This window comes from candidate division WOR-3 bacterium, from assembly GCA_029858255.1.
Taxonomy (GTDB): domain Bacteria; phylum Hydrothermota; class Tepidihabitantia; order SM23-42; family SM23-42; genus SM23-42.
Genome location: JAOUFJ010000014.1, coordinates 1 through 16101, shown reverse-complemented (window position 1 = coordinate 16101; position 16101 = coordinate 1). Strand labels below are relative to the sequence as shown.

The 16101-nt window shown below is 49.4% G+C and carries 17 protein-coding genes and 1 tRNA gene; 8 read left to right on the top strand and 10 right to left on the bottom strand.

What is annotated here, in order from left to right; translation table 11 throughout:
* Positions 1–47: 47 nt before the first annotated feature.
* The 10 genes from OEV79_07335 to tal form a co-directional block, all read right to left on the bottom strand.
* Complete coding sequence (locus OEV79_07335; protein MDH4211246.1) at positions 48–1046, bottom strand: hypothetical protein; 999 nt, start codon at positions 1044–1046, stop codon at positions 48–50.
* Positions 1047–1074: 28 nt separating this feature from the next.
* Positions 1075–1287 carry a DUF2905 domain-containing protein gene (locus OEV79_07330; protein MDH4211245.1) on the bottom strand — a complete coding sequence of 71 codons (213 nt, stop codon included), beginning with the start codon at positions 1285–1287 and terminating at the stop codon, positions 1075–1077.
* Between the two features lie 14 nt (positions 1288–1301).
* Positions 1302–1583 (bottom strand): zinc ribbon domain-containing protein, encoded by a 282-nt coding sequence (locus OEV79_07325; protein ID MDH4211244.1) that lies wholly within the window; start codon positions 1581–1583, stop codon positions 1302–1304.
* A gap of 77 nt (positions 1584–1660) precedes the next feature.
* Positions 1661–3286 (bottom strand): chaperonin GroEL, encoded by a 1626-nt coding sequence (gene groL, locus OEV79_07320; GenBank protein ID MDH4211243.1) that lies wholly within the window; start codon positions 3284–3286, stop codon positions 1661–1663.
* A 14-nt stretch (positions 3287–3300) separates the two neighbouring features.
* Positions 3301–3594, bottom strand: coding sequence for a co-chaperone GroES (groES, locus tag OEV79_07315; GenBank protein MDH4211242.1), 294 nt, complete (start codon positions 3592–3594; stop codon positions 3301–3303).
* On the bottom strand, positions 3591–4097 hold the full coding sequence (locus tag OEV79_07310) for a BCAM0308 family protein (protein ID MDH4211241.1): 507 nt from the start codon (positions 4095–4097) through the stop codon (positions 3591–3593). The genes groES and OEV79_07310 overlap by 4 nt, the downstream gene beginning before the upstream one ends.
* A gap of 32 nt (positions 4098–4129) precedes the next feature.
* Positions 4130–4203, bottom strand: a tRNA-Val gene (locus OEV79_07305).
* A gap of 68 nt (positions 4204–4271) precedes the next feature.
* Positions 4272–5135, bottom strand: coding sequence for an alpha/beta hydrolase (locus OEV79_07300; protein MDH4211240.1), 864 nt, complete (start codon positions 5133–5135; stop codon positions 4272–4274).
* 9 nt (positions 5136–5144) lie between these two features.
* Positions 5145–5804 (bottom strand): hypothetical protein, encoded by a 660-nt coding sequence (locus tag OEV79_07295; GenBank protein ID MDH4211239.1) that lies wholly within the window; start codon positions 5802–5804, stop codon positions 5145–5147.
* 89 nt (positions 5805–5893) lie between these two features.
* A complete protein-coding gene (gene tal / locus OEV79_07290; GenBank protein ID MDH4211238.1) occupies positions 5894–7018 on the bottom strand; it encodes a transaldolase in 1125 nt (374 codons plus the stop codon).
* A 277-nt stretch (positions 7019–7295) separates the two neighbouring features.
* On the opposite strand from tal, the gene OEV79_07285 reads away from it, so the two are divergent.
* From OEV79_07285 to OEV79_07250, 8 genes are all read left to right on the top strand, one after another.
* Positions 7296–7490 (top strand): DUF6485 family protein, encoded by a 195-nt coding sequence (locus tag OEV79_07285; protein MDH4211237.1) that lies wholly within the window; start codon positions 7296–7298, stop codon positions 7488–7490.
* Entirely contained in the window at positions 7487–8923 is a 1437-nt protein-coding gene (gcvPB, locus tag OEV79_07280) for an aminomethyl-transferring glycine dehydrogenase subunit GcvPB (GenBank protein ID MDH4211236.1), read from the top strand. Before OEV79_07285 ends, gcvPB begins: the two co-directional genes overlap by 4 nt.
* Positions 8911–9231 carry a hypothetical protein gene (locus OEV79_07275; protein MDH4211235.1) on the top strand — a complete coding sequence of 107 codons (321 nt, stop codon included), beginning with the start codon at positions 8911–8913 and terminating at the stop codon, positions 9229–9231. The genes gcvPB and OEV79_07275 overlap by 13 nt, the downstream gene beginning before the upstream one ends.
* Entirely contained in the window at positions 9194–10990 is a 1797-nt protein-coding gene (locus OEV79_07270) for a glutamate mutase L (GenBank protein ID MDH4211234.1), read from the top strand. Before OEV79_07275 ends, OEV79_07270 begins: the two co-directional genes overlap by 38 nt.
* 100 nt (positions 10991–11090) lie before the next feature.
* Positions 11091–11285, top strand: coding sequence for a 50S ribosomal protein L32 (gene rpmF, locus OEV79_07265; GenBank protein MDH4211233.1), 195 nt, complete (start codon positions 11091–11093; stop codon positions 11283–11285).
* Positions 11282–12250, top strand: a complete 969-nt coding sequence (gene plsX, locus OEV79_07260; protein ID MDH4211232.1) for a phosphate acyltransferase PlsX — start codon at positions 11282–11284, stop codon at positions 12248–12250. Before rpmF ends, plsX begins: the two co-directional genes overlap by 4 nt.
* On the top strand, positions 12247–13221 hold the full coding sequence (locus tag OEV79_07255) for a ketoacyl-ACP synthase III (protein MDH4211231.1): 975 nt from the start codon (positions 12247–12249) through the stop codon (positions 13219–13221). Before plsX ends, OEV79_07255 begins: the two co-directional genes overlap by 4 nt.
* Positions 13222–13598: 377 nt before the next feature.
* Positions 13599–16101 (top strand): C25 family cysteine peptidase (locus tag OEV79_07250; GenBank protein MDH4211230.1); only part of this gene is annotated, 2503 nt, incomplete at its 3' end.

The following is a 16101-nucleotide window of genomic DNA, read 5'->3' as shown; positions in this document are numbered from 1 at the left end:
TCGCGCGACATTAGCCGCCGACAATTGTTCTGAGTGATTTTTTCTACCTATAAGTATGCGGTGAGAGCGTCCTTCAATTGCTGCTCGAGCCGGCGAGAGTCGCCAGTTACGTAACACGGAACGATCTTCTTACCGTAGTATAGATTGGCAAGATTGAACTCATCCACGTGAACGAACTTTCTCAGTATCCGGTCATCCAGAGACGATACACGATGAAAGAAAATCTGGGGAACGCGCATGGCTGCTGCCTCGAGCGAGGCGGTGCCTGAACTGACAACAAGCAGATCACAATCCTTCATCATCTGATATCGGTTGTCATAAAAAACTGGTAACATGCTTTGACGGATTCTGAGGTCGGCAGCACTCCGTGCATCGAACGCAAGTAAGCACATCTCGATATCTGATCTTCGAGCTTCTATGAAGCTCGCCAATTCGAGAACGACTGGCAGATTCCTTGCTATTTGGGACCTCCGGGACCCCGGCATGAAACCAATGCGTTCACCTCTTTTTTCTCTCCTGTATGTACTCAATGCTCTAACGAGTGGGTTGTCAAGCAAGATCGTCTCAAGGCCAAGATGGCGGTAGACATCAGCCTCGAACGGAAAGAACGAAATAATCGTGTCGACCCATCTTTTCAGAAGATTCTTCCGGAACCGGCCCCATGCCCAAATCTGCGGTGGAAGCATGTAATAAACCCTCATGCCGTGCCGCTTGGCCGCCCTGCACAACAGCATATTCAAACCGGGATATGCTACCGCAACAAAGGTCCTGGAATTCGAATCTAACAATCTCCGCGTGATTTGCCTGTAGCACGAATAATGAGACAATAGGGACGATAGGCTGTCGCTCAGACCAAAAGCCGTGAGCCGTTCGTATCCCACAACAATTTCTACACCACTCCTTTGCATGTTGCCATCACCCACGCCGAAAATTTTTGCATTCGGAAATTGCCCTTTGAGCTGCTTGACGAAGAGACCTGCATAGACGTCCCCCGATGGTTCACCCGCACAAAAAAATACGGGCGACTGGAATTGTAGTTCTTTCATCTAAACAATCACCCTCGCTCAGGGAACGTTATTTGCGCTGCAAAAGATTGAGGATTACGGTCAGGATAATGGATAAGAGTATTCCTGTGGCGATCGGAAAAATAAAAACCACATTATCTTTCTTCAACATAATGTCCCCGGGCAGCCTGAACATAGAAAGTTTCGGGAACAGCAAAAAGATGCATCCAATAGAGATGAAAACCAGACCAAGGATAAGTAAAAATCTTGCGGGGTTATGCACTGAAAATGACCAGCTCAGTCTTTTGATTCTTTAGGGACATTTGCAGGTGGTTTGGGCTTTGCATCGGGTTCTTTGAGTTGGGTACCCTTTCTTTCCTTCCTTTCCGGCAGATGCGAACGCTTGTAGTCTGTGACGTAAAATCCGTTACCTTTGAATATCAAACCTGCACCACCACTAATCAACCGTCTGACTTTACCGCTGCATTTAGGACATCGGGTCAGCGGCTTATCGGTGATCTTCTGGAATTCTTCGAATCGATATCTACAATCATTACATTCGTACTCGTATGTAGGCATAACGCTGCTAAGGAGAGTCAGGGTCAGGAGGCTCGAATGCCTGCGCCTCCTTGACCCCAACCTCCTACACCTTCTTCCTAATATTCACCACCATATCCGCCCGGCGGCGTCATCGGCGTTTTTTCTTCTTCTGGTTTCTCAACCACAACGGCCTCAGTCGTCACCAACAGTGACGCAATACTCGCCGCATTCTGGAGCGCGGTACGGCTGACCTTGGTAGGATCAATTATGCCCGCCTCTACCATATCCTCGAGTTTCTCGCTCATCACATTGTACCCCACGTTGACCTTCTCTTTCTTCACGTGCTCGACAATGACCGAACCTTCCTTACCGGCATTGGCGGCAAGTTGCCGGGTCGGTTCTTCCAGAGCGCGCCGGACTATCTCGATGCCGATCTGCTGATCTCCGGGGAGCTTCATCTTTTCGAGGTCGGGCAGGGAGCGAATAAAGGCAACTCCGCCGCCTGGTACGATACCTTCTTCTACTGCCGCTCTTGTTGCGTGCAGGGCGTCTTCCACGCGAGCTTTCTTCTCTTTCATTGCAACTTCGGTTGCTGCGCCGACGTTCAGAACCGCAACCCCACCGGCCATCTTTGCAAGACGTTCCTGCAGTTTTTCCTTGTCATAGTCTGATGTCGTTTCCTCGATCTCGTTCTTTATCTGTCCGATGCGTGCCTGTATATCATCCTTCTTCCCAGCGCCTTCGACTATCGTAGTATTTTCCTTGTCGATTGTGATACGTTTTGCACGACCGAGGTCAGATATCTGCACGTTCTCGAGTTTGATGCCGATATCCTCGGAAATCAACTTACCGCCAGTGAGTACTCCGATGTCCTCGAGCATCGCCCTGCGACGATCGCCGTACCCCGGTGCTTTGACTGCCGCGCAGGATAGTGTTCCGCGAATCTTATTGACTACGAGCGTTGCCAAAGCCTCGCCCTCAACTTCCTCGCTGATGATGACAATGGGTCTGCCTTTCTGTGCCACCTTCTCCAGCAATGGTACCAGGTCCTTCATCGCGCTGATCTTCTTCTCGTATAGAAGAATGTAAGCGTCTTCCAGGACCGCTTCCATGCGTTCGGGATTGGTGATGAAGTAAGGTGACAGATAACCACGGTCAAATTGCATTCCTTCGACGACGTCGAGTGTTGTGTCCATACCCTTTGCTTCTTCCACCGTAATCACACCGTCTTTACCGACTTTTTCCATTGCATCTGCGATCAACTTACCGATCGTCTCATCATTGTTAGCTGATATCGCAGCGACCTGAGCAATATCGGTCGACCCCTTGATCGGCGTCGACAACTTCTTCAAACCGGCAACGACACTCTCCACGGCTTTGTCAATACCCTTTTTGACTTCCATTGAATTAGCGCCTGCCGTCACGGTCTTAAGACCTTCACGATAAATGGCTTCAGCAAGTATCGTGGCGGTCGTCGTTCCATCACCGGCAACGTCCGAAGTCTTGGATGCTACTTCCTTAACCATCTGAGCACCCATGTTCTCGAATCTATCCTCGAGGTCGATCTCTTTTGCGACCGTAACGCCGTCCTTGGTGATCGTGGGCGCGCCGAATTTCTTTTCCAGAATCACATTTCTGCCCTTGGGACCAAGCGTTACCTTCACCGCATCTGAGAGCATTTTGACACCCCTGAGTATCGACCGTCTCGCATCTTCGCTAAATTTAATCTCTTTGGCTGCCATCTTCTGTCTCCTTTTTATTTCGTTTTCTCAATTATACCTAAAATATCATCCTCGCGGATAATTAGATATTCATTATCATCTATTCTTATTTCGTTTCCAGCATACTTACCGAAAAGTATGGTATCACCTTTCTTGACCTCAAGCGGAATTCGATTTCCCTTTTCATCTCTACGTCCACCACCTACCGCAATCACCTTACCCTGCTGAGGCTTTTCTTTCGCAGTATCCGGTATTATGATACCACCCTTCTTCACTTCCTCCTCTATTCGTTCAACAAGAATGTGGTCATAAAGTGGTTTGATTTTCATCTTTCCTCCTTTTTTTCTCTATGCCAAAAAACCCTTGCCAATTTCTGCTCGTCAGAAAATTTATATTCAACATCCCCGCCATAGGCGTGATAAAGCGTGCGCCCAAAGTGTATTGCCAAATTCTCCGAGGTTGTCTCTACCCTTATGCCCTTATCCTCATCCAGAATACCCATGATCCTGTCGAGCGGATTATGGTTCAAAATCTTCTTCTCCTCATTCATGAGCATATTGACCATTTCCTGACGCCGCAGTCTGAAAAAATCGCCCGATATGTAAACGATCCCCATCACGTAATGATCCTCCTCTTTCCGACACGCAGGGCATTTGTGCCGTTCCACCGCTTCCTTCGGATCAAAACCAGGCATTTTCTGCCAGCGTCTGTATCGGTAAACCAATCCGCAACGCGGACACACGGTCGGCTCCTTGTAGCTCTTTCTTGTAAGGTAGGGATCCTCCAGATGGGGCTTGAGCCCCCCTCTAATACCTCTTTTACCCCTAAGCACCATCCTCTCCTTTTTATTACATGCGCTGTGTATGGGCGAAACCCGACTTGAACGGGTGACCTTCTCCTTGTAAGGGAGACGCTCTCGCCTACTGAGCTATTCGCCCTTTAGACAACTATTATACCCGGAAGTTTAGTTTTGTCAAGAAATTAGGGGGCTTATGGTGTTACCTCCTCAGTTCAGGACATGACGGACTAAGAAGTCTATCACCGTGCCATGATAAACACTGCCCAATACCTCCGGGATATCGTCATGTTCTGCTTCCTCGACCCATAGGAATTCCTTGGGTTCTACAGCATTATCCCAGATCTGCGGCACATGGCGGTCAAAGACCACATAATCGTCGGCCCTGCCGTGCATCATAAGCAGAGGACTTCCGATATCTGCGATTCTGCCTTCGTTGTCAAAGTCGGCATCGACAACATAGGAGCCGGTCAGATTGAGCAACCCAGAATCCCGTAGCAGTGCAGTGGCTGACGCGATTGCCGCTTCAAGAATTACTGAGGCTGGATGGCTGATCTCCGCGGCCAGGTACGTTATCACAAAAGTACCCAGGGACCAACCATAGTAGACGATTTTTGCCGTGTCCACATCAGGATGTGTGCGTACATATGTTAGTGCTTCACGGCCATCGGAGAAGAGTGCTTCACCAGAGGGTGAACCTTCGCTCATCCCATAACCCTGATAGTCGAATATGAAAACATTGAATCCCATTTCCCAGAGATACTCGACCCGCACCCAGTAGCGGTTGATGTTCTCACCTCTGCCGTGACAGTACAGAATCGTCACCGAGTTGTTGGCAACCGAGTCGGGATTGCCTTTCACAAAGAACCCGTAGATCCTGCTGCCCATTGAAGAGAGAACTACGGATTCAACGAGCGAATCAGGAATTATGAATCGGGTACCCCATTCCACGAGATCTTCATACCTGAGGTATTCATCGACCGTCGTTGGTTCATAAAGAAAATCGTCAAGGCTGATAATCCGGACACAGCCGAAGAGCGCTATAATACAAAGAATGATGATTTGCGTTTTCATATCTCCCCCTTATAGCTTGTATCCGAGCCCCAGGACAAAACCCAATGCACCCTGGCCGAATGGTGTTAGTCTGAAGTCGACCACCCTGTCGTCGCTGGATTCAGTAGGGGCGTACCACCTCGTCTCAAGACTCAATGCGAAATTTCTGCCTAGAGAAAATTCTCCGCCCGCAACGGCGGCAGGTACGATGTAAGGTTCAGCGAACTGTATCATACCCTGCCCGCCGAGGTATACTACATGGCTGGAACGGAAAATATCGTAACTGAAAATCATGGAAAGCTCCGGATAAGCCCGCATGTGATCCAGATCTCCGAAATCGTAAAAACCATAGAGCGCCAGACCCGCCGAAATCCCGGGACGCATTCCAAGACTGCGCATGAAATGTCTGGTAAGTCCGGCGTCGATTCCGAGATTGCCAAAAAGCGCCATCGTAGGATGAATTCCAACATGTATGTCGGTGTTGTCGCTCAAACCGAGCCGGTAACGGAGCACAGAATATGGCAGGGGCACGTCCATGTCGTAAACCGGCGCCACAGGACCGCCGGCTGAAAAAACGATTGATTTATTACCGACGCCCAGTGGTTTGACCGATGAGACCGTACCGCATTGGAGCAGCAATATACAGGATACGAGGACGGCATATACTACAACATTCCTCTCTACTTTCATTGTTCCTCCCTCTTACATTCGCTATATTATACAAACTCCTGGTAAAAAACTACCGAGATGAAAACTACATAAAACAGATATTCATCGATTCAGAGCTTTGCCGCTTTTACTTCGATGGCCTTCAGAAGGGACGAAAAGGAATCCTGGAATGCAGCGACACCATCCTTCAGTAATCTGCTACATACGTCATCAATGTCGATCCCGTGATCGGCGAACGTCTGGATGATCGCTCGTGCTTGCTCAAGGTCTCCTGGCAATGCCTCCTTTACCTCACCATGCTCGAGAAATGCTTCGAGGGTCTTCTCGGGGATCGTGTTGACCGTACCCTTGCCGATGAGTTCAGTAACGTATTTGACATCGCTGTAGGCGGGATTCTTTGTACTCGTTGAACCCCATAGTAATCTCTGGACGTTACCGCTTTGCCTTTGCAGGGTTCCAAACCTCGTGTCAGAGAACATTTTAGAGTAGTTGTCATATATTATCACCGAGTTGGCAACTGCGGCCATGCCTTTCAGCCTGGTCAGTTCCCTCCGTTTGGCGGTGTTCGACACTTCATTCAGACCGCTGTCGATGATATCATCGATCAAAGTATCAACCCTGCTCACGAAGACACTGGCGACGGAATGTACCGGTCTGGCGTTTCCTCCGCGAGCCAGCAAATTCTCGATCCCCTTCAAGTAGGCAACAGCGGTGTTCACATACTGCCGCATCGAAAATATAAGAGTAGCGTTTACATTTATGCCTTGTTCCAGCAGCACGGAGATCGCGGCAAATCCTTCATCTGTTGCTGGCACCTTGAGCATCAAATTTGGACGCGCCACCTTTGTATGCAAACGCATTCCCTCGGTGATCGTCCCCTCGGTATCATCTGCGAGCCTGGGATCGATCTCAAGGCTGACATAGCCATCCGATCCCTCTGTTTCTTCGTATATCGGCCGAAAGAGATCGGCAGCATCTTGAATATCCTTGACCGTTATGTCGTCATAGATCTCGAAAGTGGATGCATGTTTTTCCTTCAATGCCCTGATCAACTGGTCATAGTCAGAGCTTTTGCTAATTGCCTTATCGAAAATCGTCGGGTTTGATGTCAGACCACGCACGCCCTGGCCAATGAGCTTTTTTAGTCTTCCGGTCTTGAGTAGCGACCTGCTTATATGATCTATCCACACACTCTGCCCGAAATCACCAAGTTGCTGCACCGTTGTTTTTGCCACAACACCTCCTAAGATACCGAAAAATCTAACACAAAGCTACTCCATGAACCACGCACCACAACCTATGAATCAGGATTCGCCTCACCTCCATCATGACCGCTCCTTTCTGGCGCGCAGTACCAGATCTTACAGGATGTACAGACGGCTATGCTTTATCATCCCGGCCGATTCCTGCAGTCAATTCTACTTATCGTCTGTAACATGTCAACATCAATAAGCAGAGGTCACGAGTCCTTCTGTCCAGTTGACACCGCTCTTTTTTTTGCTATAATTGACGATGGAATGCAAATCTGCCGACAATTTGAGGAATTGCAATTGCAGTTATGAACCATGTTCCAGAAAAGGCAAGTGCTGCGACTGTTTGAGTTATCACCTGAGAATGCGCCAGTTACCGGCCTGCTGCTTCCCCAATGATGTTGAGAGAACTTACGACCGGTCGTTCGAGAAATTCTTCGAAATACACGGGAGATAGTGATCGTGGAGCTCATATTTGAACAGACCAGGACTGGACGAAAGGGCTACTCACTACCATCGACCGATGTGCCCACGTACGAGCTAGCAAGTGTTTTCAGACGTCAGATGCTCACCCCTCTTCCCGAAGTGAGTGAACCACAGGTAGTGAGGCATTTCGTCAACCTATCAGTGTTGAACCACCATGTCGACAAGAATTTTTACCCGCTGGGCTCATGCACCATGAAATACAATCCCAAGATCAACGAAGAAACGGCTCGCCTGCACGGATACACAAGGATACACCCTCTACAACCGCAGAAAACGACCCAGGGAGCTCTTGCCTTGATGTATGAACTGGGCGAGTATCTCAAGGCAGTGGTGAACTTGGATGCTATCACGTTACAGCCGGCCGCGGGTGCCCAGGGCGAATTCACCGCAATCAGCATGTTCAAAGCCTACTTCAACAAGAAGAATGAAGCCCGGAAATACATCCTCGTACCAGACTCAGCACATGGAACAAACCCCGCGAGCGTCAATTTTTCAGGTTTCCGACCCCTGACCCTGCCGTCCAGCGGAAATGGATTGGTCGATGTGGAGAAATTGTCGGCACTGATGACACCTGAAGTTGCCGGCCTCATGTTGACCAACCCCAATACCCTCGGACTATTCGAGAAGAATGTCAGGAAGATCACTGGTATCGTGCATGACAAAGGAGGGCTTGTTTATCTCGACGGCGCAAATCTTAATGCCCTCCTGGGCATCACCAGAGCCGGCGATATGGGGTTCGATGCCGTTCATTTTAATCTCCACAAGACTTTTTCGACGCCTCACGGCGGTGGCGGGCCTGGTTCCGGACCAGTGGCCGTGACGAAAGTTCTCCGACCATTTCTGCCAGTTCCAGTAATCGTCAGCGACGGAAAGACTTATCGCTTTGATTTTTATGTTCCTGATTCAATCGGCAAGGTTCAATCGTTCTACGGCAATTTTCTGGTAATGGTAAGGGCATACACTTACCTGCGCCTCGTGGGCAGGGATGGGTTGAAGAGCATATCGAAATCTTCCATCCTTAATGCGAATTATATTATCCAATCTCTGAAGGATGATTATTTTCTGCCCTATACTGATTACTGCATGCACGAAGGTGTTCTTTCCGGACGGAAACTTAAAGACGCAGGTCTGAGGACTCTCGATGTGGCAAAGCGTTTATTGGACTACGGTTTGCATGCGCCGACAATATATTTCCCGTTGATCGTCAGCGAAGCGCTCATGATTGAACCGACCGATAGCGAATCAAAAGAAACACTGGATCATTTTATATCCGTGATGAAGGATATTCTCGGAGAATCCAGAGAAAATCCTGACTTGTTAAAGAATGCTCCGCACAATACGCCGGTCCGTCGTCTCGATGAGGTCAAGGCAATCAAACAACTGAAAATAAGATGGAAAATATAGAATTCGAAGTAACCGAAGAGCGCAAGAAATTTTTGATCAATAAAATCGCCCAGAAAGTAATCGACTATCGTCTTTCACCGGTGGCGATCATTTTCTTGGAATCATCAAAGCCACTATCTTTCCTGGGAAACCAATTCATGATTTTCATGCAACCCTTCTATCGAGCTTTATTCTCTTTTCGTGAGTACGAAGAGATAGCCGCGATGCTGGAAAACCGGAGTAATGTTGAGGCGTTGATCTGCGAGATTGAACGTCTTGAGGAGGAAAGGGATGAAAGGAAAAGAACCGCAAAGAATTCTGGCCACTGATTGTGGAAGCACCACAACCAAGGCAATTCTAATTGAGAAGAGAGGGGATGAATATCGATTGATCGTACGCGGAGAAGCGCCGACAACGGTCGAAGCACCGTATGAGGATGTCACAAAAGGTGTACTCAATGCGGTGATGGAAGTCGAGGAACTCTCCAAGGTCAAAATCCTGGACGGAGAAGATATTATCAAGACCGTAAAAGATGGCGAGGGTGTTGATTTCTATGTTTCAACTTCTTCAGCCGGGGGAGGACTTCAAATGATGGTCGCCGGCGTCGTTCTAACGATGACCGCGGAGAGTGCAGCCCGCGCTGCATTGGGTGCTGGAGCGATAGTGATGGATGTGATCGCCTCGAATGACGGCCGGTTACCCCATCAGAAGATAGAACGTATAAGAAACCTTCGACCAGACATGATATTACTGTCGGGTGGCATTGATGGCGGTACCGTATCGCACGTCGTGGAACTGGCCGAGCTGATAAAAGCTGCCGATCCGAGGCCGCGCTTCGGCGTTGGTTATCAACTCCCGGTAATCTATGCAGGCAACATAGATGCCCGCGGCATAATACTGAAAACGCTGCAAGAAAATACCGCGCTCGTCGTTGTCGAAAATATCCGGCCGGTATTGGAGAGAGAAAACCTAAACCCTGCTCGCCACAAAATTCACGATCAATTCATGGAACACGTCATGGCACATGCTCCAGGCTATAAGACACTGATGACCATGACCGACGTGCCGATCATGCCCACACCGGGTGCGGTCGGATTGCTTGTGGAAATAGTCGCAAAGAAAGAAAAAATATCGGTGATCGGGGTCGATATTGGCGGTGCTACCACTGACGTGTTCTCGGTATTCCAGGAGATCTTCAACCGTACGGTCAGCGCCAACCTCGGCATGTCTTATTCAATCAGTAATGTACTCGCCGAAAGCGGCATAGCGAACATCGTGCGCTGGTTGCCTATGGAAATGGATGAAAGGGATCTGCGAAATCGCATAAGGAACAAGATGATCAGGCCGACCACAATACCTCACACCCTGGAAGACCTGAAGATCGAACAGGCAATCGCCAGGGAGGCATTGCGACTGGCCTTTGAACAGCACAAGTCGATGGCCGTGGGCCTCAAGGGTATTCAACAGGAAAGAACGATTTCCGATGCGTTTAGCCAATCAATGACCGGAGAAACCCTTATCGATCTTATGGGTCTTAACCTGCTTATCGGATCGGGCGGCATACTCTCCCATGCCCCGCGCCGAAACCAGGCAACATTGATGATGGTTGATGCATTTCTACCTGAAGGGATAACAAGGCTGGCGGTCGATTCGATCTTCATGATGCCTCACCTGGGCGTTCTTTCGACGGTGCACGAGAAATCGGCGACCGAAGTCTTCAACAAAGACTGTCTCGTACCGCTTGGCACATGCATTGCACCCGTCGGCGAAGGTAAAGAGGGTACCAATGTTCTGAAGATGAGCATTGACCACGGCAACGGCAACGTCGAGGAACACTCGGTAAAATATGGTGAAATAAAACTCATTCCATTGGGGCTGCAAGATGAAGCGGCGGTTATCCTCCATCCTGAGAAAGGTTTCGACATCGGGGACGGCCGGGGCAAGGAAATCCAGACCACTATAAAAGGCGGCATGGTAGGAATAATGCTGGACTGTCGCGGGCGACCGTTCAGATTACCAGAGGACAAACGAAAGCGCATTGCATCGATCAACGATTGGTTTACTGCAACCGACCTCTACCCACAGTAATCACCGACGCCGATCTGATAGATGTGGCATTTATTAACGGTGCAATACCGAGATTCAGGTGAGAGTTATGTTTATGCATTTAGACTTACAAGGAGGCTAGATGGCAGTACCTAAGAGAAGACACTCGCACTCCAGAAAGAACAAACGACGTTCCCAGAAGAAGGTTCGGCCGAGGAGTTATGTAGAATGCCCAAAATGCCATAGTCCGAAACTCCCCCATCGCATCTGCCCGAACTGCGGTAACTACAACAACAGACTCGTCGTTCCGCCGAAAGAAGAGAAGGAGAAAGGTTGATAATCGGATTTGACTTAATGGGCTCTGATCAGGCCCCGCTAAGCGAACTACATGCTCTGGAGATGCTCAAGGAAGAGCCAGTTTGTGACCTGTTGGTCATTGGTAAAGGTGACTATGAGAATGATGTAAAAAACCTCGGTTTCAATTTCCGCCTGGCTGATGACGTCGTCGGCATGCACGAAATACCCAGCGTTGCCGTGCGTCAGAAGAGAAACTCATCACAGTCCATTCTCGTCGAAAAACTAAAGACGAACGAGGTCGATGCAATTGTGAGTGCCGGCAACACTGGTGCGATGTTGGGTTTCAGCATGATAAATCTGGGCCTGATCAAAGGTGTACCCAAAGCAGGGCTCGCAATAACCGTACCTACTGAATCAGGCTATTCAGTAATGCTAGACGTAGGTGCCAATATTCATCCCAAAACGATCGACTATTTCAATTACGGGCTGATGGGCTCAGCGTTCGCCGAAATTGTCTTCGCCAAAGACAGACCGCGTGTCGCTTTGCTGAACATCGGAGCGGAAAGCGCAAAAGGTGATGAAACAAGGCAGAAAGCTTATCAGAATCTTAAGTCGAGTGATTTGAATTTCATCGGTAATATTGAAGGCAATGATATCATGAAGGGATTCGCCGATGTGATCGTCTGCGACGGTTTCACCGGAAACGTCGTTCTGAAGTTTTCAGAAGGAATGATCGACATCATTTGGCATATGCTGAAAGATACCGTGGATGCCGTGATGCGCCGCAAGTTCGGACAATTTCTCGTCAAACCGGCAGTACAGGATTTGAAAGCGAAATTTAACTACGAAGAATACGGCGGTGGTATCCTGCTTGGCGTGGACGGAATTGTCATCATCTGCCACGGCCATTCCTCACCGCATGCCCTTAAGAACGCCATTCGGCTGGCCAAGACCTGTGCCGAGCACAATCTTGTCGAAGAGATACGAAAGAGGGTGATGTCGTGAGAGCATATATTGCGGGTATCGGTAGCTATACACCCGACAGGATCTTGAACAATGCTGACTTTGAGAAAATTGTCGACACATCTGATGAATGGATCAGAACTAGATCCGGGATCCAGGAACGTCACGTCGCTGCCGATAACCAGGCAACGAGCGACCTTGCATTCATTGCCTCGCAACGTGCGCTCAAATCTGCAGGCATCAAAGCCAAGAATCTCAGCGCGATAATCGTTGGCACTGCCACGCCGGACATGCCATTTCCTTCAACGGCTTGTCTTCTCCAGAAAAGGCTTGGTGCACCCTCAATAATGGCGTTCGATATATCCGCAGGTTGTACGGGCTTTCTCTATGCCCTCGGGATAGGAGAGAATTTCGTAATGAATGGTTATGATAATGTCCTCGTCATTGGCGCCGATACTCTGACCAGGATTACCGATTATACTGACCGTACAACGTGCGTACTCTTCGGCGATGCCGCGGGTGCCGTTTTGCTAAAGACAGGTGATTCGACTACCGGAATACTCGCATCTCATTTCGCTTCTGATGGTTCTTCCTGGCAACTCCTGCACCAGCCGGCAGGCGGTTCGAGAATGCCACCGAGCCACGAGACAGTGGATCAAAAGCTCCATGTCATCAAAATGCAGGGCAATGAAGTATTCAAACTGGCGGTCAGGGCCATGTGCGAAGCCGCGGTCATCACTCTCAAGAAGGCAAACGTATCGGCCTCCGAGGTCAAGCTGCTCATCCCGCACCAGGCAAATATCCGGATCATTGAAGCAAGCGCAAAACGGCTCCACCTGCCCATGGATAGGGTCCTTGTTAACCTGGATCGGTACGGCAATACGTCGACTGCTTCCATACCCCTAGCCCTGGATGAAGCAGCAAAGACCGGACGGATCGAGAAGGGCGATATCGTGCTGATGGTCGCGTTCGGCGCCGGTTTTACCTGGGGCGGTGTACTTTTCAGGTACTGATGCGAGCCGGGTGCCTGGATATTGCTCATTGAGGAGTCTTCTGGCATGGAGCAGCCAGGCAACAGGTTATCAGCAATATTGACAAGTGTAGAAATCTCGCTATAATTATATAATATAATACTAAATGAATTAAAAGATGTCAGGAGGGAGGTCCAATAAGACACCTCCTATGCTAATAACCCCCCTTTTGGACCCCCCTCCACATTTATTGAAACATGTCTCGGGGGATCAACAGCAGCAAAACAACGGAAATATCATGCTGCTACATGGCAATTAGATTTTATGAAAGTGAAAGAAATTGAAAGACGGATCCAGGATTTTCCAACTACACAGCTATCAATTAGATGCAATAAGAAACAACATACTCAGGAGGTATGATGCATTTCATGCATATTAACAAGAAGAACATTGCCCTGTTGTCTTTCCTGTCTTGCGCTATGCTTGGCGCAAACTGGATACCATTTACGCAGGGAGCGTCAATGCGCGGCGCGGAAACATATACCGTCTCCGCAACTGATCTTTCTGTGACGATGGACATCGATATTTTCGGCATTGCGGCAGAAGATATCGATACAAAAGGCATGGTCGATACGCAAAACGAAATCTTTGCGCTACTGAGCATACCAGATGGCTATCACACCGGAGAACTCGGTAAACCAAAAATGCCGGCCATCAAGAAGACCGTGGGTGTGCCCTACGGCGCGGAGATCGCTATCGAGATAACCAACGCTGAATACCGGGACATCGAACTGGAATCGGTCGGAATCGACAAAAGAATAATGCCGGTACTGGCTCCAGTTGAAAAGATGCCGGGCAAGAAGCCGGTTTTTGAAATCGACAGCAAACTCTATGCACAGAACGAACTCTACCCTGAAGGCATAGCCAGGATTGAAAGCGAAGACCTGATGCGAGGTCACCGCCTTGCGGTCATAGAAATCACACCGCTACAGTATAATCCGGTCACGAAGATACTGCGGTGCTACACAAGATTCGAATTGAAGGTGACCTTTACCGGCGGCGATATGACACAAACGCGAAAAGAAATACTGACAGACTATTCGCCTTTATTCGAAGATTTCATCAAACGCCGCGTTGCGAATTACACCATGTATGAGAACATCACAAGGGACGTCTTGCCCCTGCCAATACATTATCTCATCATCACTCACAACAGCTTCCAGACCCAGGTAAACGACCTCGCATTGTGGCTGAAGCAGAAGGGTTTCAAGGTCAAGGTGGCAAACCAGGATACAATCACTTCCTGGACTATTGCTGGCATTGAGAACTACATCGACGCGCAAAATCCGCTGCCGACATATCTTCTTTTGGTTGGTGATGTCAATGGAGGATACATACCGGCGCCGACTGGCAGCCAGTCACAAAAAGTCACTGACCTTTACTACGCCGAAACCGACGGCTCTGGTTATCTACCTGACATACTCTACGGCAGGTTGTCAGTCGAAACGGCAACGCATATTACAACGGTGGTCGACAAGATACTGAAGTACGAGAAAGCCCAATTGCCGGATATGGCATCATGGTTTAAGAAGGATGCTTTCCTTGCCGGCAACGACAACTACTCGATAACCGAAGGCACGCACAATTACTGTACCAGCATGTTCATGGATCCGTACGGCTACACGACATACAAAGTATATGAGCAGACCTATGGCGCGACAACAGCCGACGTCTTCACTAACGTCAACGAAGGAAGGATACTGACCACGATGTCTGGACACGGGAGTGACGATGGATGGTATGACGGGCCACCGTTCCAGGTCACGCACGTGAACCAGTTGACCAATGGCGATAAATTGACGATCGCTACGGGTCACTGCTGTCTCGCTAACAATTTCGGCTGGGGCTCGGGTCCGTGCGGCGGTGAATCCTGGATCAGAAAAGCGAATGGCGGAGCGGTCGCGTATTACGGTTCATGTCCATCCACTTATTGGAGCGAGGATGACTGGCTTCAAAAAGAATGGTACAGAGCAATCTATGCCGACTCCATGTTTGAACACGCCCGTTTCACTCTGGATGGAATGTACGACGGTATCTACCTGTCTTCCACATCTCTCAAGCAGTATTATTACGAAGGCTATCACGTTCTCGGTGACCCGTCACTCGACCTCTGGACCGAAGTGCCGGTCAGCATGGTCGTCACCTACGACGGCGCCGTAGTACCGGCGACTGCCGATTTTACGGTATCGGTCACAGGTAATGGAAGCCCGCTGAAAGACGCTCTGGTGTGCGCGTGGATACCAGGACAATCTCCGGAAATGCATGTTTCCGAATACACGAATGCCGCGGGTATTGCAACACTCAGTATTTCACCGACGACGCCAGGTGACACGATGTACGTCACCGTGACAAAACACGATTTCATCCCGCATGAGGGCTATGCTATGGTCATTGCGCCCAGCGGCCCCTACGTGACTGCCGGTTCCACGATCATCAACGACGGCAACAACGGCCAGGCGAACCCCGGAGAGACCGTTCAACTCGGTGTCTGGGCAAAGAACCTGGGAGTCGCTACTGCGAATTCCGTATACGGATTGATCAGTGAATCAGATCCCTATATCTCATTGGGAACCGATTCCTCCTGGTACGGCAATATTGCTCCGTCAGATTCATCACTCTCCACGCCGAACTACAGTTTCACGGTAGCGAACAACTGTCCGGATGGTCATGCAATAAACTTCACCCTTGACTTCACCGACATCGTCGACACCACCTGGACATGCAATGTGAATGTCACTGTTTATGCGCCGTTATTGGTGTATCAGGAGTATTTAGTGACTGGTGGTAATGGTAATGGGATATTGGAGCCGGGTGAGACGGTGGATTTAGCGATTACATTGGAGAATGAGGGTGGTGCGGCGG